This is a genomic window from Ralstonia sp. SET104 (assembly GCF_003851545.1).
Taxonomy (GTDB): Bacteria; Pseudomonadota; Gammaproteobacteria; order Burkholderiales; family Burkholderiaceae; genus Ralstonia.
On record NZ_BHVX01000012.1, the window covers coordinates 72,705 to 99,044 of the forward strand.

Here is a 26,340-nt window from a genome sequence, read left to right on the forward strand (position 1 = left end):
CGTTCGGCCCGGCATGCGTTGGGGCGGCCGGGCATTTTTTTTGGGCGCTTACTTTTTAAGCAACGCCGGATCGAACTGCGTCACGACCCGGCCTTCAAGCGGCTGGGGCTGGCGAAAGTTGTCCGCATAGAAACCGCGCAACGCATCGAGCTGTTCCGGCGACGCCGTGATCGGCTGCTTGAGCACATACCACTCGACGTTTTCCGTGAGCGGCGGCGTAGTCAGCGAACCCAGGTAGTGGTAGTAGACGTCGCTTCGCGGCAGCAACTTGCCGGGGATGATCACGCCGGGCACCTCATGCGCTTCGCCCTTGCGCGCGGCTTTTAGCACCGAATCCAGCACTGGATTGGCATCGCCAGGCACCAGCATCACCCCGATCACGGCCATGCGGCCGTCCTTGGCGATGTGCACCAAATGCACCTCGGCCGGATACCACCGTCCGTCGATGGTGTGCTCGCTGTGCGCGTGAAAGTGGAACTGGCGCAACGTGAAATGCCGACCGCGGATCTTCACGTCACCGCCAGGCACATTCACCTGCAGCGCGTGGCCCGTGTCGACCGCCGTGGCCTTGACTTCACCGTATTGCGAGCGGATGACATCCGGTTCATCGCCGTCGGGCGCAACGGTGTCGGCCGTGCGGATATCGACGGGCGATTGAAACGCGTCATGCACCGCATGCCATTCGGACTGGTGCTGATAATCGAAATGGTCAGCCGGGCTGGCGGCGTGGGCATTGAAGGCCGAAACGGCCAGCAGGAGCGGCAACAGACGGTACATAAGGTTAACCCGCAGCAATGGTGAGAACACCACGATCATAGGGTTCGCCTAACGCCCGGTCATTCAGATTAATCCGATAAGAACTCAGACCGCATCGACCGCAAAGATGCGTCGATGCTCCTTGATGGCGTAGCGATCGGTCATGCCAGCGATGTAGTGCGCAATCCAGCGCGGCTGCTCTCCGGGATTCGTCTTGGCTTGATATTGCGGCGGTAGCAGGCGCGGATCATCCATAAACGCGCGAAACAGATCGTCGATGATGCGGTGCGCTTTCGCGGCCATGCGCATCACGAGGTAATGCCGATACAGGTTGTCGAACAGAAAGCGCTTGAGCACGCGCGCCTCTTCGCGCATCGGTTCAGAAAATGCGACGAGCGCCGGCACGGCGCGCACATCGTCGATACATTGCGGCGCAATCTCGGCAATGCTGGCGTGCGTGGCACCGATCAAATCGACGATCAGCGCGTTGATGATGCGGCGGATGGTTTCATTGATAAGGCGCCGCCCGCCCGCGTTTGGGAATAGCGCTTCGGCCTCGCGGCGGTGGATGGCCCACAACGGCACATCTTCGAGTTGCTCGAGCGTGATCAGGCCGGAGCGCAGGCCATCGTCAATATCGTGGTTGTTGTACGCGACCTCGTCAGCAAGGTTGGCAAGCTGCGCCTCGAGTGAGGGCTGTTGCCCCTCGAGAAAGCGCCGCCCCAGGTCACCCAGTGTGGCCGCATTGTTGCGGGAGCAATGTTTGAGGATGCCCTCGCGCGTTTCGAACGTAAGGTTCAGCCCGTCGAAACCGCCATAGCGCTCTTCCAGCCGGTCGACCACCAGCAGGCTCTGCAGGTTGTGCTCGAAGCCCCCGTAAGGCTTCATGCAGTCGTTAAGCGCATCTTGCCCCGCGTGGCCGAACGGCGTGTGACCCAGATCGTGTGCCAGCGAAATCGCCTCGACGAGATCCTCATTCAGGCGCAGGCTGCGCGCGATCGAACGGGCAATCTGCGCGACTTCCAGGCTGTGCGTGAGGCGCGTGCGGAACAGGTCGCCCTCGTGGTTCACAAAGACTTGCGTCTTGTATTCGAGCCGGCGGAAGGCGGTGCTGTGGACGATGCGATCACGGTCGCGCTGGAACTCGGAGCGCGAGGTGGAAGGCGGCTCTGCGTGGACGCGGCCGCGCGTTTGCGCCGCATGCGCGGCGTAGGGTGCGAGATGGCCTTCGAGATCGAACGGTGCGGGCGGCAAATCAAATCGGTCGTTCATCGGGCCATCTCTTCCTGCTTCAGGCGACGGGCGCTTCGGTCGGCGGTCGCAGCACGGCGTGCTGCAAGGTGGAACGCAAGTCGGCATCGGGCACCGTGGTCACGAACGCCTGACCCAGTTTGCGCAGCAGCACAAATTTGATCTCACCGGCTTCGGCTTTTTTGTCGACGCGCATCAGCTCAATGAAGCGATCAACGCCCAGGTCAGGCGCCACCGTCGGCAGGTTGGCCGCACGTGTGAGCCCGGTAATGCGGTTGCGCGTGTCGATGTCGATAAAGCCCAACCGATGCGACAGGTCAGCCGCCATCACCATGCCGCAGCCGACGGCCTCGCCGTGCAACCATTCGCCGTAGCCCAGACCGGCCTCAATGGCGTGGCCGAAGGTGTGCCCGAAATTGAGGGTGGCGCGCAGACCGGTCTCGCGCTCGTCTTGCGCCACCACAGCAGCCTTGATGCGCACCGAGCCGCGCACGGCTTCGGCCATCAGATCGGTATCGCAGTGGTTCAGGCCCTTGATGTTCTGCTCGATCCAGGCGAAGTAATCCGCATCGGCAATCGCGCCGTGCTTGATGACTTCGGCCATGCCGGCAGCCAACTCGCGCGCCGGCAAGGTGCGCAACGTATCGATATCGGCCAGCACCGCCTGCGGCTGGTGGAACGCGCCAATCATGTTCTTGCCCAGCGGGTGATTGATGCCCGTCTTGCCACCCACCGAAGAATCGACTTGCGACAGCAGCGTTGTTGGCACCTGGACGAACGGTACGCCACGCATGTAGCAGGCAGCGGCAAACCCGGTCATGTCGCCAATCACACCGCCGCCCAGGGCGACGAGCGTGGTCTTGCGGTCCGCGCCTGCCGTCAGCAGCGCATCAAAAATGCGGTTGAGCGTATCCCACTTCTTGAACGACTCGCCATCGGGCAGCACAACCGTATTGACGGTCTTGCCAAGCGAGCGAATAGCCTCTTCGACCTTGGCTGCGTACAGCGGCGCAACGGTCTCGTTGGTGACGATCACGGCACGCGCACCGCGAATGTGGGGGGCAAACAACTCGGCCTTGGACAGCAGCCCCGAGCCGATATGGATCGGATAGGCGCGATCGCCAAGGTCAACATCAACGGTAATCATGACTGGGAAGAGACTTGCGAGGAGGTGGTGGAACCTGCGGGCGGGGCCACAATGCCGGCCACTTCAAGTTGCATCAGCACCATATTAACAAGCTGGGCGACGGTGGGCTTGCCGGTTTCGATGACAAAGTGCGCCACGTCGCGGTACAGCGGATCACGGATCGCATGCAGCTCTTCGAGCTTGGCACGCGGATTTTCAGTCTGCAGCAGCGGCCGGTTCTTGTCATGGCGCGTGCGCAAATACAGATCATGCGGATTGGCGCGCAGATAGATCACGGTGCCGCGCTCGCGCAGGAAAGCGCGGTTCTCGGCGCGCAATACGGCGCCGCCGCCGGTGGCCACGACCACGCCATCGCGTGCGGTGAGTTCATCGATCATCTGGGTTTCTCGATCACGGAAGCCCACTTCGCCCTCGTGTTCGAAAATGATCGGCACACGCACGCCGCAGCGTGCTTCGATCTCATGGTCAGAATCGAAGAACGGCAGGTCGAGCCGACGCGCCACCGCCCGGCCGACCGTGGTCTTGCCCGCGCCCATCAAGCCGACGAAAAAAACGTTGGAAACAGACAAAATCGCGTGAAATCAGGAATTTGAGCCTGATTGTAGTGGCATTTGCTCACCATCCTGCACAAACCTGACCGCAAGACGCAAAAAAGCCCGGCACTCCCTGAAGGAGGCCGGGCTTTCAGAAATGCAATGCCGCTGCTGGTTACTTCAGCGACAGTTGATCGGACAGCACGCGCGGTGTCAGGAAGACCAGCAACTCCGTGCGCTTGTTCATCTTGGCGGTGCTCTTGAACAAGTTGCCCAACACCGGAATGTCACCCAGCAGCGGCACCTTGTTGATATCGGTCCGCTCGTTCTGCGTGTAGATACCGCCGATCACGACCGTGCCGCCGTTCTCGACCAGCACCTGCGTCTGCACGTGCTTGGTGTCGATGGCGAAACCGTTGGTGGTCTGGATACCCACGCTGTCCTTGTTGACGTCCACGTCCAGGAAGATGTTGCCATCCGGCGTGATCTTGGGCGTCACCTCGAGCTTCAGGTTGGCCTTCTTGAACTGCACCGAAGTCGCACCGGAAGACGTCGCCTGTTGGTACGGAATTTCCGTGCCCTGCTCAATCAGCGCCTTGATGTTGTCAGCGGTGACCACGCGCGGGCTGGAGACAATCTTGCCGCGGCCATCTGCCTCAAGCGCAGACAGCTCCAGCGCCAGGAATCGGCCGGCACCGGCGTTGAACAAGCTGACGGCCACGCTGGCTGCGTTCACGCCGTTGATGCCATTGGCGGGCAAGCTGATCGCCGGGCTGTTGTCCGATGTCGCACCCGGAAGCACGTTGGTGTATGTGTTGCCGTATCTCGCCCCATTGGTGTTGGACGCAAAACCCAACTTGGCTCCCAGGTTGCGGCTGAACCCATCGTCCGCTTCGACAATGCGCGCCTCGATCATCACCTGGCGAACCGGGATGTCGATCTTTTGGAGGAAGGCCTGCACTTCCTCCAGCTTGCTCGGGATGTCGGAGACAAACAGCTGATTCGTGCGCGTGTCTGCCGTGAGCGAGCCGCGCTTGGACAGAATCCGTGAAGTTGCGACACCGCCCGCAGCACCAGCACCAGCACCAGCACCGGCGCCCAGCAGCATGTTGCGCACGTCACCGGCGCTCTGATAGTTCAGACGGAACACTTGGCTGCGCAGCGGCTCCAACTCGGTCACTTGCTGCTGCGACTCGAGCTCGGCCTTTTCCTTCGTAGCCAGTTCACCGCGCGGGGCAACCCACAACACATTGCCGTTGCGACGCGATGCCAAGCCCTTCGAATCCAGCACGATCTGCAGAGCCTGGTCCCAAGGCACGTCTTTCAGACGCAGCGAGAGGGTGCCCGTCACGCTGTCGCTGGTGACGATGTTGAGGTTCGTGAAATCAGCAAAGACCTGCAGCAACGAACGCACGTCGATGTTCTGGAAGTTCAGCGACAGGCGCTCCCCGCGGTAGCCCGGGCCAGAAATCAGCTTGTTCGGGTCTTCCTTGGTCGGACGCACTTCCACCACAAACTGCGTGTCGGTCTGGTACGAGCTGTACTGCCAGTTGCCACGCGGCTCGATGATCAGGCGTGCGCCGGTACCGTTGTCGGTGGCGCGCATAGCCTGCACGGGCGTACCGAAATCGCTTACGTCGTAGCGGCGGCGCAGCGATTGCGGCAGCGTCGCGCCAACGAAGTCCACCACAAGGTTTTGACCTTGCTGCGCGATGTTGATCGCCGAATTGGCCGTCGACAGGTCAACCACCACGCGGCCGGCAAGATCCTCGCCGCGGCGGAAGTCGACATTGCGCACAGCCGGGCGCTCGGCACCGGCGACTGGGGCCGGAGCTGCGAAGGTCGGGGCGGGGGTGGCCGCCGCAACCGGCGCCGCTTCCAGCGTCAGCACATACTGGTTACCGCGCACCTCCGACTTGTACTGCGTCTGGCGCGACAGATCGAGCACGACGCGGGTACGGTCGCCGATCTGCACGACGTTCGCAGAACGCAGCAGCTTGCCGCCGTATTGGTAATTAGCACGGCCTTGTGCGAAGCCCGCGCCGAAGAAGTCGATGGCGATGCGCGCAGGCTGCTGCGTGCTGAACTCAACCGGCTTCTGCGTCGGCGCGCTCTTGAGCGTGACCGTTACCACGGTGGATTCGCCGGCCGTGGCCTGCTCCACCTTCTCGATCGTGTTGCCGGAAACGGCCGCCGCAGGCGCTGCCTGCTGAGCGACGGCTTGACCAGCCACCATGAACAGACACAGCGAAAGCCATGCCACCGCGCCCCCCCGGGCCACTCGGGTTGCCTGCGACAGGCCGCCCTTCACAAGACGCATCGTCATTGCGCGCTCTCCTGAACTTTCAGGGTCGTCATTTTTTCTTTCCATTCGGTCGTGCCTTCGCGCACCAGCTCACGCAGGGTGAGTTCCTGGTCTCCGATGCGGACGATGCGACCATAGTTTTGTCCGATGTACTGCCCCACATGCACATGCTGCGTCTTGTCCCCGACAGACACGACGGCTTCCGTCTCGCCATTGCGTTTCATCGTCCCGACCAGCTTGAAGGCTTCCAGCGGATAGTCTTCCAGCGGCTCGCGACGGCGATTCGGTTCCGGCGATTCGTTCTGCGCGCGCGAGAGTTCTGCCACCTTCTGCACACTGAACGGATCAGTCTGCTTGGTGGTCGTGTATTCACGCGGCGCGTAAGGCTTGGGCTCAGGCAGCGGCGGCACGGTCGTACTGACGCTCTGGCGCGCTTGCTGCATCCATTGCTGCAATTCATCGTCTTCGCTCGCACCGCAGGCCGTCAGCACGACGGCCAGGCACAGCGGCGACAGACGCAGAACGAGCGACATGCGGCGACGGCTCACGGTGCGGCCTCTCATTTGGCGCCTCCCTTGGCGGCCGCATTCGCCTTGCGCTGGGCAGCCTGCTCATCGGCGTCGAGCGCACGGTAAGCCTCTGCGCGCGTTTCCATCACCATGCCGCCATCCTTGGTCCCCGTCAGCGAGATGTTCTGCAGCGTGACGATCCGCGACAGCGCCGCCACGTCGGCTGCAAACAACGCCATGTCGTGATAACGGCCGTTCACCTTCACCGACACCGGGATCTCGGCGTAATAGGGCTTGATCACGGCACTGGAAGGACGGAACAGGTCGAAGGTCAAACCGCGCGCGATACCGGCATGGTTGACGTCAGCCAACAGCGCATCCATTTCGGTCTTGTTGGGCAGTTGCAGCTCGAGCTTGGCGACGCGCTGCTCCACCTCAGCCTTCTGTTTGCGCAGCGCCTCGAGGTTCACCACCTGCGCGAGCTTGCTCTGGTAGGCAGACTTGAGGTTGCTCTGTTCGGTGCGCTTGGCGTCGCGCTCGTCAAACTTGCCGCTCCAGTAAAACTGCCAGCCGAGTCCAATCACCAGGACGGCGGAGAGAATCATGAACAGAATGCGCGGCGCGATCGGCCACGTTTCCGGCTCGTTCAGGTTCAGCCCACGGAACTGGCTGACCAGATCTTCCAGCGAAATTTCGGTCGAGAGCGCCATGGTTATTTCCCCGCCGTGGCCGCGCCCGGCTTGGCCGGTGCTGCCTGCTCGGCCTTCCACTGGAAGCGGATGGTGAAGTTGAACAGGCGACGCTGTTCCTTCAGGTTGTTCGTCATGGTGGTGGCCACCGATTCGCCCAGCTCAGCATGATCAAGCCAGGACACGGCACCCAGGTTGCGCAGCAGATCCGACACGCGTTCGTTGGACTGCGCCACACCCGATACGGTGTAACGCTCGCCATCCTGCTTGAGCGAGGTCAGATAGATGCCGTCCGGTACCTGACGCACCAATTCCTCAAGCAACTGCACCGGGCGGTTACGCTGGTTCTGCAGGCTTTCCACCGCTTGCTGACGTTGCAGCAGGTCGTCGATGTCTTTCTTAAGGCTATTAACTTCGGCGATCTGCTTGTCCATCTCCGCGTTCTTCTGCGTGAGGATGTCGTTGATGCGTTGCGCCTCTTCGGTCTGGTGATCGATCACCATGCCGCCCAGGAACACCACCACCGCGCCTGCAACGGCGGCGCCGCCCAGGCTCATGAAGACTTTCTTGCGCTTACCGGCACGTCGCTCTGCGTGATACGGCAGCAGGTTGACGTTGGGGAGCGTATTCACAGCGTTCGCGCTTTCATTGGCCATCGTCCGCTCCTTATTGCAGCCCGCGCAGGGCAAGGCCCGCGCTGACGATGTAAGCCGGCAGATCGCGTTGCAGATAGCGCGCATTGACGTTCTTGGCCGCGCCCATGTTGGCGAACGGGTTGGCCAGCGTCGTGTTGATCTGCGTCTGCTGCTGGATGGCAGTCTGCACGCCCAGCAACGATGCGTGACCGCCCGAGAGCACGATCTCGTCGACGCGGCCGACGCTTGAGGTCGACAGGAAATTCTGGATCGCCTGGCCGACTTCCATGGCCAGCGTCTCGAGCGAAGGCTTGAGCAACTGGCTGCGGTATTCGTCGGGCAGTGTGTTTTTGCGCTTCTTCACCTCGGCCTTTAGCAGGTCGAACGAGAACAGCCGAGAAATGCTTTGCGTGAGCTGATCACCCGAACCGGACATCGGCTGTTCGTACAGTTCCTTCCAGCCTTGGTAGAACAGCGCATGCGAGCGCGCACCGCCGAGGTGGAACATCGCCACGACAGGCATGTCACGTGTCTCGATTTCAGTGGCGTCCGGCTTGACGGCCAGCATGTGCGTCATGGCGCGCTGGATGGCGTTCTCTTCCACGTCCATGACGATCGCTTTCAGACCGGCCATCTCGGCGGCGGTCACGCGTTCGGTCACGCGCTCCGAAACAGTTGCCGTCACGCGCACGCCGATCCCGCCCTCGGTTTCGGACGGGCCGATCACAACGTAGTCGAAATTGACGTTCTGCGAGGGCGGATACAGCCGGTTGGCCTCGCTCTCGACCTGCACGAAGAGCTCGTCTTCGGTCAGGTTGTCGGGCAGGCTGACGGTTTGCGATTCCGTCAGGCTCGCAGGAATGGCGAGCACGGCTTCCTTACCGCGAATGCCGGCCTTGGCGATGGCACGCTTGAGCGCATTGCCCACCGCGTCGATATTCACCAGATTGCCGTCAGCAACGGCACTGCGTTCAATCAGCTCGCTGGCGCATTTTTCGAGACGGAAATCCCCCTGCTTGCCGTTGGCGGATAACTCCACCACCTTGACGCTGGAAGACCCGATATCTATCCCGACGATATTGCGGCGCAGCAGGCCGGACAACAAACCCCGTCGCACAGAGACACCCCACCGTTTATAGTTTTTGAACCCTGGCGCCCGCCGCAAATCCAACGTGCGCCATAGCCTGCTTAGATTTGCTGCTGGATTCTCACAAAATCCTTTAGAACAGGCAAACGCTCCGGCGGACCGCGATGCATTTCGCTGGCGCCGATTCGCAAAGCGTTGTCAAAACCCCACGGTCGGGGGATACCCCTTTCGTCTGACTTGATTTCCGCTCCGTCTACTTCTAACGGCGGATTCTTTGCCACCTTGAATCACGGTACGGCGGACGCACAATCCGCACGCGTCCCGCGCATGACGCGGCGCACAAGTGCGGCACGGCGCGCTGACGTGACAGTGGTTACGTGCTGTTACGTCCGATGCGGCCAGACCCCGGAAGCCTCGACGATATAATCGCCGCCACGCTGACTGACACCCCCGGTGCCCCCTGTAATGGCTACTGCCCAAACCACCCCAGCTTCGCCCAAGCCGCCAAAAGCCCGTCGCCCGTTGTGGACGCGACTGCTTCTCTGGATGCTCGGCCTGTTCGTTGCCATGGGAGTCGTCGGGGCGCTGCTGCTGGGCTATGCCCTGCTGGTGGCCGCGCCCAACCTGCCGTCGCTCGACGCCATCACCGATTACCGCCCGAAGATTCCGCTGCGCGTATACACCGCCGACAACGTCCTCATCGGCGAATTTGGTGAAGAGCGCCGCAGCTTCGTGCCGATCACGCAGATGCCCGACGTGATGAAGCGCGCGGTGCTTGCCATTGAGGATGACCGCTTCTACGAGCACGGCGGCGTCGACTTCATCGGCGTGCTGCGCGCGGGCCTGGCGAATCTGCACGGCGGCCTGTCACAAGGCGCGTCGACCATCACCATGCAGGTGGCGCGCAACTTCTTCCTCTCGAGCGAGAAGACGTATACGCGGAAGATCTACGAGATGCTGCTCTCGTACAAGATCGAGGCGAGCCTCTCGAAGGATCAGATTCTTGAGTTGTATATGAATCAGATCTACCTCGGCCAGCGCGCTTACGGCTTTGCCAGCGCCGAGCAGATCTACTTCGGCAAGAACATCAAAGACATCACCCTGGCCGAAGCCGCCATGCTGGCCGGCCTGCCGAAGGCGCCGTCGGCGTACAACCCGGTGGTGAATCCGAAGCGCGCCAAGGTCCGCCAGGAATACATCCTGCAGCGCATGCGCGACCTGCACTACATCACGCCGGAGCAGTACACCCAGGCCATCAACGAGCAGTTGCCGGTGCGCGGCGAGGGCCATGAGTTCGACGTGCATGCCGAGTACGTGGCCGAAATGGTGCGCCAGCTCATGTATGCGCAATATCGCGAAGAAACCTATACGCGCGGCCTGAACGTCTACACGACGCTGCGCAAGGCCGACCAGGACGTCGCCTATCAGTCGGTGCGACGCGGCATTCTCGACTACGAGCGCCGTCACGGCTACCGCGGCCCCGAAGCGTTCATCGATCTGCCCTCCGATGCGGATGACCGCGAACAGGCGATCGACGACGCGCTGCTCGAACACCCGAACAGCGACGATCTGCAATCCGCCGTGGTGGTGAGCGTGGCGCCCAAACTGGTGCGCGCGACCATGCTGACCGGCGAGACGATCGATCTGGCAGGCGACGGCCTGCGCTTTGCACAAGCCGCACTGTCGAACAATGCGCAGCCGAAGATCAAGCTGCGTCCGGGCGCGGTGATCCGCGTGATTCAGGACACCAAGACGCAGAAGTGGTCGATCACGCAACTGCCGGAAGTGGCCTCGGGCTTTATCTCGCTCGACCCGCAGACGGGCGCGATCTATTCGATGGTCGGCGGCTTCGACTTCAACCGCAGCAAGTTCAACCATGTCACGCAGGCCTGGCGCCAGCCGGGTTCGAGCTTCAAGCCGTTTATCTATTCGGCGGCGGTGGACAAGGGTTTCTCGCCGTCTACCGTCATCAACGATGCGCCGCTGTCGATCCCGACCGGTGACACCGGCGGCCAGGTGTGGGAACCGAAGAACTACGGCGGCGGCTATGACGGCCCGATGACGATGCGCCGCGCGCTGCAGAAGTCGAAGAACCTGGTGTCGGTGCGCATCCTGCGCTCGATCGGTACGCAATATGCGCAGCAATACATCACACGCTTCGGCTTTGATGCCGACCGGCATCCGGCCTATCTGCCGATGGCGCTGGGCGCGGGCTCAGTGACGATGCTGCAGATGGCCAGCGGGTATTCGGTATTCGCCAACGGCGGCTATCGGGTGAACCCGTACATCATCGACCGCGTGGTAGATGCGCGCGGCACGGTGGTGCAGCAGAGCCATCCGATGACTGCGGGCAAAGACGCCGTGCGCGTGATTGATCCGCGCAACGACTTCATCATGGATTCGCTGCTGCGCAGCGTGGTGTCGAACGGCACGGGCTATCAGGCCAAGGTCAAGCTGGGCCGCAACGACATGGCGGGCAAGACCGGCACCACCAACGACTCGTTCGATGCGTGGTTCTGCGGCTACACGCCCAAGCTGGTTGGCGTGGCCTGGATGGGCTACGACAACCCGCGCAGCCTGGGCGATCGCGAAACCGGTGGCGGCCTGGCCTTGCCGATCTGGATCAACTACATGAGTTACGCGCTCAAGGGTGAACCTCAAACGGATCGCCAGCCGCCCGAAGGCGTCGTGCAAATGGCCGGCGACTGGGCTTACGAGGAATACGCCAACGGTCAGGGTGTCGCCTCGGTGGGCTTGGGCGATGCGATGCCGGGAGCAACGGCGCCGGCCGGCGAGCAACCGCAGCAGCCCGGCGTCAATCTGGCGCCGACGCAGGAACAGGAGAAGCAGAAAATTCTCGACATGTTCCGCGGCAACTGAGCTTCGCCGCCAACGAAAAAGCCGCCCTTCCGGGCGGCTTTCCTATTGATGTTCGCCGAGAACGCTGCGCTCAATCGGCGGCCAGTGTCACATCCACATCGCTTTGCTGGCTGACATAGCGCGACAGTGCAACATACAGTTCCTCCTTGCTGCGCGTGTCGGTCCAGCGGCCATCGTCCCCACGGCGGAAGTGGAAGCCACCGGCACGTGCGGCCACCCACAACTCCTGCATGGGCGCCTGACTGTTGATGATGATCTTGGAGCCGTCGTCAAATTCGAGCGTCAGCACATTGCCGGTACGGTTGATCTCGATGTCGGCGTCAGCCTCGTCGGCGGCAGTCTCGACAATGCTTTCGATGCGGGTCAGTTCCGCGTCGGCCAGCGCCAGGAACTCCGATTCGCTCAGGGGGGGCATGCTACACTCCAAAATCTTGCGCGGACGCTGCGTGGCCGCCATTTGCGGCCCGTCCTGACCAGCAGGCGCCTCGTCCCATATGACTCCGATCACCGCAAGGGCCACGCCCTTGGGGCTCTTTCTGCACCATCATCCGATGATACGAACCGCCGCCATTGTAGCCACTGTCGGCCTGACCCTGACGGTCGCAGGCCTATCCGGCTGCGGGATTCGCGGGCCGCTGTACATGCCCAAGGTGCCGCCGGCGCCAACCGCGCCCACCACCACCGACCCCGGCATCGCCGGCCCGAATGCCGTGCCGCAGCCGCCAGTGCCAGGCGCCAAACCTGCTGCCACTGGCGCCGCCAGCGCGGTACCCGCGAACCGCTGATCCCGCCCGTTTTTTGCTCAACCGGCGCCGCCCGCCCCCGTTTGATGCGGCGCCCTGAATGTTCCTACTCATGTCCGAGTCCCTGATCCGCCAGGAAGGCGCGCTGATGATCGAAGGCGTCGCGCTTGATGCGATTGCCGCACAGTTCGGCACGCCTACTTACGTGTATTCGCGTGCTGCGCTCACAGCCAACTATCGCGCCTACGCCGCCGCGTGCGACGGTCGCAACGCGCATGTGCAGTACGCGGTGAAAGCCAACTCGAACCTTGCCGTGCTGCAGGTGTTCGCGCAGTTGGGCGCGGGCTTTGACATCGTGTCCGCCGGTGAACTCAAGCGCGTGCTGGCTGCCGGTGCGCAGGCCGCGAAGGTGGTGTTCTCGGGCGTGGGCAAAAGCGCCGACGAAATGCGCTTCGCGCTGGAAGTCGGTGTGGCGTGCTTCAACGTGGAGTCGATTCCCGAGCTGCACCGCCTCAATGATGTGGCCGCTTCCCTGGGCAAGATCGCGCCCGTGTCGCTGCGCATCAACCCGGACGTGGACGCCAAGACGCACCCGTACATCTCGACGGGTCTGAAAGGGAACAAGTTCGGCGTGGCCTTTGACGAGGTGCTGCCAACTTACCGCGCGGCGGCCGCGATGCCCAACCTGCGTGTGGTCGGCATTGATTGCCATATCGGCTCGCAGATCACCGAGGTGTCGCCGTATCTGGATGCGCTGGACAAGGTGCTCGACGTGGTGACCAAGCTGGATGCCGAGGGCATTCGCCTATCGCACATCGACGTGGGCGGCGGTCTGGGCATCACCTACACCGACGAGACGCCGCCGGACATCACCGCCTTCGCGCGCACGCTGCTTGACCGCGTTGAGCAGCGCGGCTTCGGCGATCGCACGGTGCTGTTCGAGCCGGGCCGCTCGCTGGTAGGCAACGCCGGCCTGCTGCTCACGCGCGTCGAATACCTCAAACCGGGTGCCAGCAAGAATTTCTGCATCGTCGATGCGGCCATGAATGACCTGGCCCGGCCGGCGATGTACGAGGCGTACCACCACATCGTGGCGGTGCGCGAGAGCCAGAGCGCGCCGGTCGTCTATGACGTGGTCGGCCCCGTGTGCGAATCGGGCGATTGGCTTGGCCGCGACCGTTCACTGGCCGTGCAGCCGGGTGACGTGCTGGCGATCCTGTCGGCCGGCGCGTACGGCTTCACGATGAGCTCGAACTACAACACGCGCAATCGCGCGGCCGAGGTCATCGTCGATGGCGACAAGATCCATTTGGCACGCGAGCGTGAGTGCTTTGAAGACCTGATCCGCGGCGAGCATCTGTTCCCGGCGTAAGCCTGCGTCACCGCAAAGGAAAAGCCGACGTTTGTGCGTCGGCTTTTTTCGTGGGCGCGATCAACGTCAATCGCGGGCAGGCATCGCGCCTCCCGCCATCGCGCTGCGCGGCGAACGCCACGCCCACCACACGCGCAGCCCCAGCAGCACCGCCATCACCGCCGCGTAGATCGACACCTCGGCAAAATCATGCTTGCCGGCCTTGTGCCACCAGTAGTGCAGGATGCCGAGCACGCCCGTCACATACACAAGCCTATGCAGCCATTGCCAGCGCTTGCCGCCCAGGCGCTTGACCATCGCGTTGGTGGATGTGGCTGCCAGCGGAATCATCAGCACGAAAGCCGCAAAACCCACGGTGATGAAAGGACGCTTGACGATGTCCTTGAGCATCGACGCCGGATCGAGCCCGCGGTCGACCAGCAGCCAGATCAGGAAGTGGATGGCGCCATAGAAGAACGTGTACAGCCCCAGCATGCGGCGAAGGCGGATAAGCCAGTTCATGCCCGTGAGCCTGCGCAGCGGCGTGACGGCCAGCGTACAGCACAGCAACACCAGCGTCCACGTGCCGGTCGAGCGTGTGACGAACTCCAGCGGATTCGGCCCGAACTGGTCGGTCGCGCCCAGGAAGACGATGCGCAGAAAGGGCACGAGCGCCAGCAGCCACACGGCGATCTTCACGACGCGCAGTTGTTTGGGTGGCAACATTGGCGGCAGCAATGTCATGAAGTCCTCAGAAGTTCTTGCGCAGATCCATGCCCGCGTAAAGCGGAGCAACCTGGTCGTAGCCGTTGAACATCAATGTCTTGCGCTTGGGTGCGAACAGCCCCCCGAAGCCTCCCTTGTCCTCGCCGATGCGGCGCTCGGACGCCTGGCTCCAGCGCGGGTGATCCACGGTCGGGTTCACATTGGAATAGAAGCCGTATTCGTTGGCCGCGGCAATGTTCCAGCTGGTGGGCGGCTGCTTGTCGACAAAGCGGATCTTGACGATGGACTTGGCGCTCTTGAAACCGTACTTCCACGGCACGATCACACGCACCGGCGCGCCGTTCTGGTTCGGCAGCACCTGACCGTAGAGGCCGAAAGTCAGCAGCGCCAGGGGGTGCATCGCCTCATCCAGGCGCAGGCCCTCGCTGTAAGGCCATTCCAGCACCGGGCTGCTGATGCCGGGCATCTGGCGCTTGTCGGCCAGCGAGATGAACTGGATGTACTTGGCACTGCCTTGGGGCTCCACGCGCTTGATCAGCTCGGCCAGCGGGAAGCCCACCCACGGAATCACCATCGACCAACCCTCGACGCAGCGCAGGCGGTAGACGCGCTCTTCCATCGGCGCGAGTTTCATCAGGTCGTCCAAATCATATGTCTTGGGCGTCTTCACCAGCCCTTCCACGCTGACCTGCCATGGGTGGGGCCGCAGCGTGCTGGCATAGCGGGCCGGATCAGCCTTGTCCGTACCAAACTCGTAGAAGTTGTTGTACGTGGTGACCTGGTCGTAGGGCGTGGCTTTCTCGACAGTCGTGTAAGCCGGATTGGGCTTGCCTGCCAGCTTGGCCAGCGGCGGGTTGGCGCCATTGGCAGCCCAGGCCTCGCGCGATGCCCACGGCATCAGCGTTGCGCCGGCGGCGCCCATGGCGGCAGCAGCCAAGAAGCGGCGGCGCTGCTCGAAGATGTGCTGTGGAGTGATCTCGCTGGCGGGGATGTCTTCACCACACAGCCAGCGGTCGGTCTTGATCAACATGATTCGTGGTCCTCGTTGTGCGGGAACGCTGCCCCGTGTGTGTTGGTCGTGCCCGCGCTGCCAACCTGACAGCACGCGACAAAAAAATGTGTGTCGCTATTCCTTCTTGGGCACCGGCCCCGTGAATTCGCTGTACTGCTGGTAGACCACCTGGGCCACTTCCAGCAGTTGGGGCCGCGCCAACGGGCCCGCTACCGCAAACCCAAGACCGTGATCGGCCCAGTAGAACGCCATCGGCGCCGGATGATCGACAGCCGGGTGGATTGCCTGCAGCACACGGTTGTCGGGGGACAGCGTCTCCAGCCGGAAACCGGTGTCGTGGTTGTTCGGCATGCGCCGCAACTGCACAGAGATACGCGCCCCGCCCGGCCCTTCATACATCAGCATGGCCGTGGGCATATCGGCCGAAACGGTCTGGCGCCCACCGATGAGCCGGTAGCCGAGCGATGTCAGGTCGGGAACACGCAATTGCGCATCCATGCGCCGCGACAGCCATGTGACGAGATGCGCCTCTTCGTCGGCCGGCACCTCCACCATGTGTTTCGACTCGGGAGAAAACACGACGTGCGATACGAGCGCGTCGCTGGCGAAACGCTGCATGGGCAGAGTGCGTTCAACGGCACCTCGACTGAGCCAACCGGCTCCCGAACCAATGGCAAGACAGGCGATGCCCAGCGCCGCAATACTCCAGCCGCGCATTGCGCCAAAGCCGGTTGCCGGGGGGCGCTGCGCGGCCGCCAAGATCACAGCCGGAATACGACGCTGCGGCACCGGCTCGTTGAGCAGCGGATCGAGCGCGCGATGCAATTCCGCGTCCGTTTTGCGCCAGCCGGCCACTTCGGCGGCGGCGCTGGGGTGCGCGGCAAGGTACGCCTCCACCGCGGCACGTCGTGCGGCAGGCAGACGACCGTCAGCGTAGGCGTGGAGTTCGTCGATATGGATGGAATGGGAGGACATGGCGAGCCTCACTTCACACGGTGCAGCGCAGTGTTGCCGCCGCCGCCAGAGGTCGCGGATGCACTCGCCGCAGCGGGCGAACCGTCAAGCGCCACACGCATCCGCTCACGCGCCCGCGACAGCCGCGACATCACGGTGCCCACTGGCACGCCGAGCACGTCAGCAGCTTCCTTGTAGGCAAACTGCTCCAGGCCGACGAGCAGCAAGACTGCACGCTGGTCTTCCGGCAGCGTCGCCAGGGCACGCAGCAGGTCGCGGCGCAGGCCGGGGTCATCGTCGACGGGAATCTCGAGCGGCGCGTCGCTCAACTCGAGGCGATCGGGCCGGCGCACGGCGTTCAAATGCAGGCGATGCATGATGGTGAGCAGCCAGGCAAACAACCCGTCGCTCTCGCCCGCAGCGCCTAATCTGGGGCGCAACTGGAAGCGCCAGCGATAGCGCCAAGCGCGTTCCAGGGTGTCCTGGACGAGATCATCGGCGCGGCTGGCATCACGCAAGAGGCCGCGCGCGTGACGGCGCAGTCGTGGCGTGAGCGTGACCAGCCGGCTGGCCAGATCGGACATACAGGCGTGAGCGAGGGCGGCGTGCTTACGGTTTGGCGATGTGCCACAGGTTCATAAAGCCGTCACCGGTCTGGTCGCCGGGCATTTTGTCCTTCGTCCAGAGATAGAGCGGCTTGCCGTGGTAGGCCCACTGCTTCTTGCCGTCTTCGCGGGTGATGATGGTGTAGTCGCCGGACGGCTTGTCGGCATCATTGGCGGCCAGCGGCGGCCAGTTATCGGCGCACTTGCCATTGCAGGCGCTCTTGCCGGCCGTGGCGTCACGGTCGAACGTGTAGAGCGCCATGCCGTGCTGATCCGTGAGCGTGCCGTTGGTCACCTTAACGGCCGACGGCGTAGACGCCCCCATGCCCATGCTGCTGCAACCCGCCAAACCGAGTGCCGAAAGCGATACAAGCAGCGCAGCACCGGCCAATGCCATGCGCGGATTGAACATCTTGGGGGAAACTGCGGACTGGCTCATCTTGTTCTCCTTGGATGGAGGGGCGCGCAAAAAGGGGAAACACGGGGCGCCCTCACAGAGCAGTAAACACGCTGGGCGCGTCTTTATTCCAGTCCGTCGAGGATTTTTGTGCCGTGCAGCTTACAGCTCGCCGTAGCTGTGCAGGCCCGAGAGGAACATGTTCACCCCCAGGAAGGCGAACGTCGTCACCAGCAGGCCAATCAGCGCCCACCAGGCCGCCATGCGCCCGCGCAACCCCTTCATCAGGCGCATGTGCAGCCAAGCAGCGTAGTTCAGCCAGACGATCAGCGCCCAGGTTTCCTTCGGGTCCCAGCTCCAGTAGCCGCCCCAGGCATCAGCCGCCCACAGCGCACCGAGAATCGTGGCGATGGTGAAGAACGCAAAGCCGACGGTGATGGCCTTGTACATCACATCGTCCAGCACCTCGAGCGAGGGCAGCCGGTCTACCAGGATGCCGTGCTCCTTGAGCAGGTAAGCTGCGCCGACCATGGCCGACAGCGCGAAGGTGCCGTAGCCGATGAAGTTGGCCGGCACGTGGATCTTCATCCACCAGCTCTGCAGCGCCGGTACCAGCGGCTGGATCTCCTGCGCGCCGCGCGACACCGTGTACCACAGCAGAAAGCCCACTGCGGCCGACACCACCAGCATCACGAACGGCCCCAGGGCGCGCGTCTTGTAACGCTGCTCGTAGTGCAGATAAAACAGCGAGGTGATCAGCGTGAAGAGAATGAACACCTCGTACAGATTCGAGATGGGGATGTGGCCGATATCCGCGCCTACCAGGTACGACTCGTACCAGCGCACCAGCATCCCCGTCAGGCCCAGCACCACGGCCGCCCAGCACAGCTTGCTGCCGATCGACCCGCCCGCTTCCCAGCGCAGCAGGAATCCCGTCCAGAAGAACAGCGTGGAGAGGAAGATCAGCGCACTCATCCACAGGATGGCCGACTGGCTGGCGAGGAAATATTTCAGGAAGAACGCGTGCTCGGCGCGAGCGAGGTCGGGGCCATTGGCGCCGGCATACTGCGAGATGCCGAACAGCGACAGCACCGCAATGCCGATCATCAGCGCACGCACCGGCTTCCACGTCCAGCCCAGCCATGCAAAGGCCGGCACGGCAGCAACGAGGATGCCGCGCTCGTAGCCGTCCATATAGGCGCCGTAGCGCGAGAAGGCATAACCGGCGCCGGCCGCCAGCATTGCGGCGAACAGCCAGTCAAACCAGCCCAGGCGACGGAAATACGATGGGCGCTGCAGCGCACCGAGATCAGCGGTCGCCCTGGACGCCACGGACGTTTGCGGAGGATTGGTCGCTTCCATCACCTGCTCACTTCGTTGGGTTGGACTCGGCGCTCGCTGCACTGGCGGCGCCGCTTGTGTCCGTCATGCCAGTGACGGCGCGGACATCGTGCTTGAGACGCTCGAACTCGCGGTCGAAGTCGAGCGTGCGGCGCGTGGTCGACATGGCGGTCAGCACATGTGCGCCTGAAGTGGCATCCCCGGATTGCGGCTTGATCCACAGCCACCAGCGGCGCTCACGCACATAGAACATCGAGAATACGCCCAGCACCAGCAGCAACGACCCAAGATACACGATGTTTTTGCCCGGCGCACGCGTGAGCTGGAACACACTGGCCTGCACCTGCTGGAAGTCGGTGAGCTGCAAATACACCGGTGCGCCGTAGAAAACGTTGTCTGACAGCGCGTTGATCGCGCTCTGCAACCACCGGCTGCTGGCGGCATCCACGGTGGGGGCGGGCAGGCCATCCTGCGCGCGGGCCAGTTGCCACAGCTCCCACATCGAGCTGTTGATGATCTTCATCAGTACATCGGCGGCTTTCTCGCGCTCGCCCTCTGGCACCGACTTCTGCAGGAACGTGGCGACTGCGGCAAAGCCGCCTTGTGCATCAGCGGCACCGTCCTTCACGTCGGCGGCGCCAGCAAAGAGATCGAGCGCGCGACGGGCGCTTTCCGTCAACTGGTTGCGCAGTTCCGCACGCTGTTCACCGGGCATGGAGAGCAGCGCAAACCGTCGTGCCGCTTCGCCGCGCATCGCCGGGTTCTGCAGCGCGGCACGCAGGCGCATCCAGTCGTTCACGGTGCCTTGTGCATCGGCCGGAATGCGCAGATAGCGGAACGGTTCGTCCGGCTGCGAGCGCATGCCAGCCAGGAACACCGATTGCCCATCCAGCGTAACCGGCAGCATGTAGTTGCTGAATTCGTGCGCCTGGCCGTTGGCGTCGCGCAGCTTGTACTGTACCGAGGGGCCGACGTTGCGCAGGTCGCGGTCGTGGGTCATCTTGGTGACGTTGCCAAGCTCCGCACTCAGGCCACTCTGCGCACCGCCCTTCTTGCCGACGCCGCGCGCGTCCTGCTTGCCCGAGGCGTCCGTGACCGTTTCGACGTTCATGAGGCGGAAGTCGGAGAACTCCACCGTGTAGTCGCCGCCCTTGCCGGTGAGCTTCGAGCTTTCGCCCACCACGCCCGACATGTCGAACGTCTTGGCGTTATCACCGTGCATCGGGAAGCCGGTCAGCTTGAGCTTCGAGCCGCCGTCTTCAAAGCTCGACTGGTAGATCGCCACGCCGTCATACACGAACGGCTTGTTCACCTCGACGCGCGCATCGGTCTGCTTGCCGGTACGGCGGTCTGTCACCACGATGTCGCTGGCGAACAGCTTTGGCATGCCGGTCGAATAATGCTCAACGGTGAACTTCTTGAGCGTGATCATGAACGGCAAATCCTGGATCAGCGCCCCATCGGCAATGTTCAAGATCGCCGTGCTGACGGTCGAACCTTCCGGCACGAACGCGTTACCGCGGAAGCCAGGGTTAGAGGCCGACAGCCGGTGCTCCGTCCCGATGTCGCTGATGACTGCATTGCCCTTGATGGGCGACTTGCCGCCAAACCACATCTGCGCGCGGATCATCATGTCGCCGTCCAATAGGCCGCCGATACAGATCACGACGATGGCCGTATGCGCCAGGATGTAGCCGATCTTGTTGCCCGCGCCCGCCTTGGCCGCGATGAGCGTGGCGCCGCCGTCGCGCGCGAACGCCTTGATGCGAAAGCCGCGGTTCTGCGCGAGCGCAGCCAAACGCGCGGTCACGGTGGCCGTATCCGCCGGCGCATCGAACTCGTCTTTGTGATGGAACGCACGCAAGCTGCCTTCGCGCACGTTCTCGCGCCAGGCGCGCATGTCGGCCAGCATCTTCGGCGCATTGCGCACGATGCACAGCGAGGTCGACACCACCAGGAACGTCAGGATCAGCAGGAACCACCACGCGCTGTAGACCGTGGGCAGCGTCAGCGAGCGGAACACATCGGCCCAGAACGGCCCGAACTGATTGACGTAGTTCGGGTACGGCTCATTCTGCTTGAGCACCGTGCCGATGACGCTGGCAATGGCGATCACCGTCAGCAAGCTGATCGCAAAGCGCATCGACGACAGCAACTCAACCGTTTCGCGCAACGCGCGGCGGCGGGAGCGTATCTGCACGCCAGAAGTGGAGACCGAAGACATGCGGGATAAAAACCTGTTCAGAAACGAAAACAGGGTGGCGATGCCAGGCGCATTGCCACCCTGTTTTTCTTATTGATTGTGCGACCGTCACATGACGGCCGGGTGCGGCAGATTAGCGCAGGCCCGCAATGTAGTCGGCCACCGCTTTGATCTGCTGGGTCGTCATGCGTCCGGCCAAGTCGTGCATCTGTACGCTGTTCTTGCGGGTGCCATCCTGGAACGCCACCAGTTGAGCTTCGGTGTATTCAGAGAACTGACCCGCGATACGTGGATACTGCGCCGGGATACCGGCACCCGTCGGGCCGTGGCATCCAGCACATGCTGCAATACCGCGCTTGGCGTCGCCACCGCGATACAGCTTCTGACCCAGTTCGATGGTGTCCTTGCCCTTGGCCGAGCCCGGCTTCCAGGCAGCTTGCTTGCCCAGGTAGGCGCCGATGTCCTTCATATCCTGATCCGACAATGCGCCGGCGTACAGCGACATGACCGGCTGGTTGCGCTCGGTCTTGGCCTTGAAGTCCTTGAGCTGCTTCTCGATATATTCGGCGTGTTGGCCAGCAAGCTTCGGGTTGGCGTTCATGGCGCTGTTGCCGCCGGCGCCGTGACAACTGGTACACGCGGGCACGCCATTGGCGGGGACACCGGTGTTGAAGATTGTTTCGCCGCGCGCGGCGTCGGCCTTGGCGACTTTTTGCTCTTCGGCATGGGCCATGGAAAAGACCGATGCCAGGGACAGCGCTGCGACAGCAAAAACGTTCGCGATGCGGTTCATTCGCACACCTTGTTTAGATTGTTTTCGAATGCTGCGTGCGCCGCCCAATGTGGGATCCTGCGGCGCCGGGCATCCCCCTCTCCTCGTGCCAGATTCAGCGCATGAAAACGGACCGGCCCGGGCCTCGGGGCGGTCCTGCGACGGATCTGGTGGGGGACGTCCGTAAACCGGCGTATTGTACAATAACACCTCTGCAATGCGACCTCGCGGCGCAGCAACCACGCAGTTCTGAACTGCAGTTTACAGGTACTGCCGCGCATGTCGCTCCTGCATCAAGCCCGTTTCTTCATCACCGTCAATCATCTGCGCGATTTACCGGCGACCGCCGTGCCTGAAGTCGCGTTTGCGGGCCGCTCGAACGCAGGCAAGTCCACCGCGATCAATATCCTGTGCAATCAGAAGCGGTTGGCGTTCTCCAGTAAGACGCCCGGCCGCACGCAGCACATCAACTATTTCTCGGTGATGCCCGCCAAGGCGGAAGACCCGCTCGGCTTCCTGGTCGATCTGCCCGGTTACGGCTATGCCGAAGCGCCGGGCGAGACCAAATCTCATTGGGTCCACCTGCTGGGCGATTACGTCAAGGCACGGCAGCAGCTCGCCGGCCTGGTCATCATGATGGACGCGCGCCGTCCCTTCACCGACCTCGATTGCCAGATGGTCGAGTGGTTCCTGCCGACCGGCAAACCGATCCACGTGCTGCTCACGAAGGCGGACAAGCTGACCAACAACGATGCCTCGCGCGCGCTTATGGCGGCACGCAAGGTGCTGGCCGATTACCGCGCACAGATCGACGGTGACGTGTCGCTCACGGTGCAGTTGTTCTCCAGCCTGAAGCGTCGCGGCATCGAAGAGGCGCAGCGAATTGTCGCAGGCTGGCTGTGCTTGCCCGAAGCGCTGGAGCCGGAGCCGCAGACCGAACAGGCAAAAAAAACCCCGTCGCCAAACGCGCAACGGGGGTAACGACCCCATCGAGCCATCGATGGGAACCCGCGTCAGGGAGGAGCCGCGGGGGACGCTGCGTCAGCGTCGCTGGCGCATTGTCCGTGCATAGGATGGATAATCGTGACAAAGGTTTCGAAACTTCACAGTGTGTTCTTAGGGTCTGCTGAAATGATCGCAAGCTTCCCCGACCATCGTCCGCGCCGCATGCGCCGCGACGACTTCTCCCGCCGCATGATGCGCGAGTCGCGCCTCACTCCCGACGATCTGATCTACCCCGTCTTCATCCTCGAAGGCGCCAATGTGCGCCAGGCCGTGCCGTCAATGCCGGGCGTCGAGCGGGTGTCGATCGATGTGCTGCTGAGCGTCGCCGAGCAGTGCGTGCAGCTTGGCATTCCGGTGCTGGCGCTGTTCCCGGTTATTGAGCCGTCGCTCAAGACGCCGGATGGCATCGAAGCTGCCAACGCGGATGGCCTGATCCCGCGCGCGGTGAAGGCGCTCAAGGCACGCTTTCCCGAATTGGGCATCCTGACTGATGTGGCGCTCGATCCCTACACGAGCCACGGCCAGGACGGCGTGCTCGACGCCAACGGCTATGTGCTCAACGAAGAGACCGTCGAGATTCTGATGCGCCAGGCGCTGGTGCAGGCCGAGGCCGGTGTGGATATCGTCGCGCCGTCGGACATGATGGACGGCCGCATCGGCGCGGTCCGCTTGGCGCTGGAGAACGACGATCACATCTACACACGCATCATGGCCTACGCGGCAAAGTACGCTTCAGCGTTCTATGGCCCATTCCGTGATGCAGTGGGCTCGGCGGCCAATCTGGGCAAGAGCAACAAGATGACTTACCAGATGGACCCGGCCAACTCGGATGAAGCGCTGCGCGAAGTGGCGCTCGACATCGCCGAGGGCGCCGACATGGTGATGGTCAAGCCCGGCATGCCGTACCTCGATATCGTGCGCCGCGTGAAGGATGAGTTCCGCTTTCCGACCTACGTCTATCAAGTCAGCGGTGAATACGCGATGCTAAAAGCCGCCGCGCAGAACGGCTGGCTGGATCACGATAAAGTCGTGCTGGAATCGCTGCTGGCGTTCAAGCGGGCGGGTGCAAATGGCATCTTGACGTACTTCGCGCTAGACGCCGCCCGTCTGCTGCGCGCGTAATCAGGCCGTTGGCTTGACCACCTGTGCCGTGCCGATCGTGCGGCGCAGGCTTTCCAGGAAGGTGTCGGCGCGCTCAAAACCGACCACGCGACCCTTCATTTCCCGGCCCTGCGTATCGAAGAAAATCGTGCTCGGCGGGCCGAACAGACCGAAGCGCTTGAGCAGTGCCTGGTCATCGGCATTGTTGGCCGTCACATCGGCCTGCAACAGCACAACCTCCGCAAGCACCTGGCGCACCCGCGCATCGGTAAAGGTCAGGCGCTCCATCTCCTTGCAGCTCACGCACCAGTCGGCATAAAAATCGAGCATCACCGCACGGCCCGATGTGCTCGCGTTACGCACTTCAGCATCGAGTTCGGCGATGCTCTTCACGCGCTTGAACGTCACGCCGTGTGTTTCGGCTTGCGCGGATGCGCCCGCCGACGCGCGAATCAATCCGGTCAGCGGTTGTAATGGGTCGCGGCCGCCTGCGGCGACACCGACAAGTTGCGCGGCGCCCGCCAGCGCGAGCACCACACCCGCGACCTTGCCCAAACGCTGCACGTTGCCAGCGCCGTCCGGCAGCGAATCGAATGTCCGCAGGAACACAGCGGCGCCAATCAGCAACGCGCCCCACGCGACCATCGCCGCCCACGTCGGCAACACCGGCTGCAGAATCCACAGTGCCACGGCCAGCAGAACGAAACCAAACACCACCTTGGTGACGATCAGCCAGTGACCAGCGCGCGGCAGCAAATTGCCTGCGCCAATGCCCACGAGCACAAGCGGCACGCCCATGCCGATCGACATCGCAAACAACGCCATACCGCCGATTGCGGCATTGCCGGTCTGAGCAATGTAGGCCAGGGCGCCGGCCAACGCCGGTGTCACACACGGCGACACAATCAGTGCCGAGAGCGCACCCATCACCGCCGCACCGGCAATCTGGCCACCGCTGCGCTTGCTCGAGGCCGCGGTCAAGCGATCTCGCCAAGCCGCCGGCAACTGCAGTTCGTATAACCCAAACATCGACAGCGACAGCACCACCATCAGCAAAGCAAACGCGCCCAGCACCCAGGCGTTCTGCAGCGCGGCTTGCAGGCCCTGTCCCGCCAACCCTGCCGCCACACCCACGGCGGTATAGACGAACGCCATGCCAAGCACGTAAGCAACCGACACGATCGCCGCGCGCGAGCGCGTTGCGTGCTCGCCGACCACAATGGCCGACAGAATCGGCAGCATCGGCAGCACGCACGGGGTGAAGGTCAGCAGCAACCCCAGCCCGAAGAACAGCACCGCAATCGCGCCAAGATTGCCACTGCCGAGCGTGCTGGCGATACGTCCGAGCGCGTCACCAGAATTTGCCTCACCATTGCTTGCCGTCAACGGGGTCGACGATGCCGTTGCAGGTTGCACTTGGAACCGGCTCTTCATCGGCGGATAGCACAACCCTTGGTCGGCGCACCCTTGCGATGTGACGATGAGCGTGAATGGCGCAGTGGCGCTCTGTGCCTTCACGCGGAATGCGACTTCATGCCGGTAGGTCTCGACATTCTTGTTAAAGGTCTCGTCAAACTTGACCTTACCCGCCGGCATATCCGGTGGCGCCAGCGTGACGGTGCTCGGATCGGCCGTCACGGCAAAACGCTCGCGATACATGTAATAGCCGTCGGCGATGTCGAACTTGACCGCGATCGTCTGGCCGTCGAGCTGCGTGGCGGAGAAGCGGAACGCCTGTTCGGGCGGCAGAAAATCATCAGCAGCACGGGCAGGGGCCCAAAGCATCGCCATAGCAACGAGCAGCATCAGCAACTGCAGCACGCGTCGCACCGACAAGAACGAAGAGAAGGTCATATCACCAGCAATCGGACATTAAACGGAAGGCTGACGCGTTTCGTCGGCCACCCACGCAAGATACGCCGGCAAACCTGCTGCCACCGGCACGGCGATGATCTCGGGCACCTCGTACGGATGTGCCTCGCGCAATGCAACTTCCAACGCAGGGTATGCATCGCGCGTGGTCTTGACCAGCAGCGTGATCTCGGTCGCATGCTCGATCACGCCATGCCACCGGTAAGTTGATGCACACGCCGGCAAGCGATTGACGCACGCCGCTGAGCGAGATTCCAGCACCGCTTTGGTCACGCGATCCGCGCTGTCAGCGTCGGGCAGGTTGGTCAGCACAAGCAGCACTTCGGTTTCGGCAGACATAAGTACTCCAGGGCGCGAACGCCGAAAGCGGGCAACAAAAAAGCCAGGATACAAATCCTGGCTTCATTGTAATGCGCTCAGAATCACGCATTCATCGGCTTGCTCGACGCGACACCATGTCGCACCA

General features: G+C 62.9%; 25 protein-coding genes. 5 read left to right on the plus strand and 20 right to left on the minus strand.

Annotation, left to right across the window (positions count from 1 at the left end; translation table 11 throughout):
• Window positions 1-48: 48 nt before the first annotated feature.
• From PSUB009319_RS15935 to pilM, 9 genes are all read right to left on the minus strand, one after another.
• Window positions 49-777 (minus strand): carbonic anhydrase, encoded by a 729-nt coding sequence (locus PSUB009319_RS15935; RefSeq protein WP_185453487.1) that lies wholly within the window; start codon window positions 775-777, stop codon window positions 49-51.
• Window positions 778-861: 84 nt separating this feature from the next.
• Window positions 862-2,028, minus strand: coding sequence for a deoxyguanosinetriphosphate triphosphohydrolase (locus PSUB009319_RS15940; protein WP_124383206.1), 1,167 nt, complete (start codon window positions 2,026-2,028; stop codon window positions 862-864).
• A 19-nt stretch (window positions 2,029-2,047) separates the two neighbouring features.
• Window positions 2,048-3,154, minus strand: a complete 1,107-nt coding sequence (gene aroB / locus PSUB009319_RS15945; protein WP_124383207.1) for a 3-dehydroquinate synthase — start codon at window positions 3,152-3,154, stop codon at window positions 2,048-2,050.
• Complete coding sequence (locus PSUB009319_RS15950; protein WP_185453488.1) at window positions 3,151-3,723, minus strand: shikimate kinase; 573 nt, start codon at window positions 3,721-3,723, stop codon at window positions 3,151-3,153. Before PSUB009319_RS15950 ends, aroB begins: the two co-directional genes overlap by 4 nt.
• A gap of 139 nt (window positions 3,724-3,862) precedes the next feature.
• Window positions 3,863-6,007 (minus strand): temperature dependent type IV pilus secretin PilQ, encoded by a 2,145-nt coding sequence (gene pilQ / locus PSUB009319_RS15955; RefSeq protein WP_306308034.1) that lies wholly within the window; start codon window positions 6,005-6,007, stop codon window positions 3,863-3,865.
• 2 nt (window positions 6,008-6,009) lie between these two features.
• Window positions 6,010-6,555: a pilus assembly protein PilP gene (locus tag PSUB009319_RS15960; RefSeq protein WP_124383209.1), complete on the minus strand. Its 546-nt coding sequence runs from the start codon at window positions 6,553-6,555 to the stop codon at window positions 6,010-6,012.
• Entirely contained in the window at window positions 6,552-7,211 is a 660-nt protein-coding gene (locus PSUB009319_RS15965; RefSeq protein WP_124383210.1) for a type 4a pilus biogenesis protein PilO, read from the minus strand. The genes PSUB009319_RS15960 and PSUB009319_RS15965 overlap by 4 nt, the downstream gene beginning before the upstream one ends.
• Window positions 7,212-7,213: 2 nt before the next feature.
• Window positions 7,214-7,846, minus strand: a complete 633-nt coding sequence (locus PSUB009319_RS15970; RefSeq protein ID WP_124383211.1) for a PilN domain-containing protein — start codon at window positions 7,844-7,846, stop codon at window positions 7,214-7,216.
• Between the two features lie 10 nt (window positions 7,847-7,856).
• The gene (pilM, locus tag PSUB009319_RS15975) at window positions 7,857-8,927 is read right to left on the minus strand and encodes a type IV pilus biogenesis protein PilM (protein WP_185453489.1); all 1,071 of its coding nucleotides are present in this window, start codon (window positions 8,925-8,927) and stop codon (window positions 7,857-7,859) included.
• Between the two features lie 450 nt (window positions 8,928-9,377).
• Between pilM and PSUB009319_RS15980 the strand changes: the two genes are divergently transcribed.
• Window positions 9,378-11,792, plus strand: coding sequence for a penicillin-binding protein 1A (locus tag PSUB009319_RS15980; protein ID WP_124383213.1), 2,415 nt, complete (start codon window positions 9,378-9,380; stop codon window positions 11,790-11,792).
• Between the two features lie 70 nt (window positions 11,793-11,862).
• Here the strand turns inward: PSUB009319_RS15980 and cyaY are convergent, their stop codons facing one another.
• Entirely contained in the window at window positions 11,863-12,207 is a 345-nt protein-coding gene (gene cyaY / locus PSUB009319_RS15985) for an iron donor protein CyaY (RefSeq protein WP_124383214.1), read from the minus strand.
• 136 nt (window positions 12,208-12,343) lie between these two features.
• Between cyaY and PSUB009319_RS15990 the strand changes: the two genes are divergently transcribed.
• Together PSUB009319_RS15990 and lysA are read left to right on the plus strand one after the other, a co-directional pair.
• Window positions 12,344-12,577 (plus strand): lipoprotein, encoded by a 234-nt coding sequence (locus PSUB009319_RS15990; RefSeq protein WP_124383215.1) that lies wholly within the window; start codon window positions 12,344-12,346, stop codon window positions 12,575-12,577.
• Between the two features lie 70 nt (window positions 12,578-12,647).
• Window positions 12,648-13,907, plus strand: a complete 1,260-nt coding sequence (gene lysA, locus PSUB009319_RS15995) for a diaminopimelate decarboxylase (protein ID WP_124383216.1) — start codon at window positions 12,648-12,650, stop codon at window positions 13,905-13,907.
• Between the two features lie 66 nt (window positions 13,908-13,973).
• Here lysA and msrQ read toward each other — a convergent pair whose 3' ends face one another.
• From msrQ to PSUB009319_RS16035, 8 genes are all read right to left on the minus strand, one after another.
• Complete coding sequence (msrQ, locus tag PSUB009319_RS16000; protein WP_124383217.1) at window positions 13,974-14,630, minus strand: protein-methionine-sulfoxide reductase heme-binding subunit MsrQ; 657 nt, start codon at window positions 14,628-14,630, stop codon at window positions 13,974-13,976.
• 7 nt (window positions 14,631-14,637) lie between these two features.
• Window positions 14,638-15,642 carry a protein-methionine-sulfoxide reductase catalytic subunit MsrP gene (gene msrP / locus PSUB009319_RS16005; protein WP_124383218.1) on the minus strand — a complete coding sequence of 335 codons (1,005 nt, stop codon included), beginning with the start codon at window positions 15,640-15,642 and terminating at the stop codon, window positions 14,638-14,640.
• Between the two features lie 96 nt (window positions 15,643-15,738).
• On the minus strand, window positions 15,739-16,599 hold the full coding sequence (locus PSUB009319_RS16010) for an anti-sigma factor (RefSeq protein WP_124383219.1): 861 nt from the start codon (window positions 16,597-16,599) through the stop codon (window positions 15,739-15,741).
• A gap of 8 nt (window positions 16,600-16,607) precedes the next feature.
• Complete coding sequence (locus PSUB009319_RS16015) at window positions 16,608-17,162, minus strand: RNA polymerase sigma factor (protein ID WP_124383220.1); 555 nt, start codon at window positions 17,160-17,162, stop codon at window positions 16,608-16,610.
• Between the two features lie 25 nt (window positions 17,163-17,187).
• Window positions 17,188-17,622 carry an ATP-binding protein gene (locus PSUB009319_RS16020; RefSeq protein WP_124383221.1) on the minus strand — a complete coding sequence of 145 codons (435 nt, stop codon included), beginning with the start codon at window positions 17,620-17,622 and terminating at the stop codon, window positions 17,188-17,190.
• 120 nt (window positions 17,623-17,742) lie between these two features.
• Window positions 17,743-18,942 carry a c-type cytochrome biogenesis protein CcsB gene (ccsB, locus tag PSUB009319_RS16025; RefSeq protein ID WP_124383222.1) on the minus strand — a complete coding sequence of 400 codons (1,200 nt, stop codon included), beginning with the start codon at window positions 18,940-18,942 and terminating at the stop codon, window positions 17,743-17,745.
• A 7-nt stretch (window positions 18,943-18,949) separates the two neighbouring features.
• Complete coding sequence (locus PSUB009319_RS16030; RefSeq protein ID WP_124383223.1) at window positions 18,950-21,145, minus strand: cytochrome c biogenesis protein ResB; 2,196 nt, start codon at window positions 21,143-21,145, stop codon at window positions 18,950-18,952.
• Between the two features lie 112 nt (window positions 21,146-21,257).
• Entirely contained in the window at window positions 21,258-21,917 is a 660-nt protein-coding gene (locus PSUB009319_RS16035; RefSeq protein WP_124383256.1) for a cytochrome c, read from the minus strand.
• A 258-nt stretch (window positions 21,918-22,175) separates the two neighbouring features.
• Between PSUB009319_RS16035 and yihA the strand changes: the two genes are divergently transcribed.
• The gene (yihA, locus tag PSUB009319_RS16040) at window positions 22,176-22,877 is read left to right on the plus strand and encodes a ribosome biogenesis GTP-binding protein YihA/YsxC (RefSeq protein ID WP_124383224.1); all 702 of its coding nucleotides are present in this window, start codon (window positions 22,176-22,178) and stop codon (window positions 22,875-22,877) included.
• A gap of 150 nt (window positions 22,878-23,027) precedes the next feature.
• The gene (hemB, locus tag PSUB009319_RS16045) at window positions 23,028-24,023 is read left to right on the plus strand and encodes a porphobilinogen synthase (protein ID WP_124383225.1); all 996 of its coding nucleotides are present in this window, start codon (window positions 23,028-23,030) and stop codon (window positions 24,021-24,023) included.
• On the opposite strand, the gene dsbD is transcribed toward hemB, so the two are convergent.
• Together dsbD and cutA are read right to left on the minus strand one after the other, a co-directional pair.
• Window positions 24,024-25,856, minus strand: coding sequence for a protein-disulfide reductase DsbD (gene dsbD / locus PSUB009319_RS16050; protein WP_124383226.1), 1,833 nt, complete (start codon window positions 25,854-25,856; stop codon window positions 24,024-24,026).
• Between the two features lie 18 nt (window positions 25,857-25,874).
• Window positions 25,875-26,213, minus strand: a complete 339-nt coding sequence (cutA, locus tag PSUB009319_RS16055; RefSeq protein WP_124383227.1) for a divalent-cation tolerance protein CutA — start codon at window positions 26,211-26,213, stop codon at window positions 25,875-25,877.
• Window positions 26,214-26,340 lie beyond the last annotated feature (127 nt).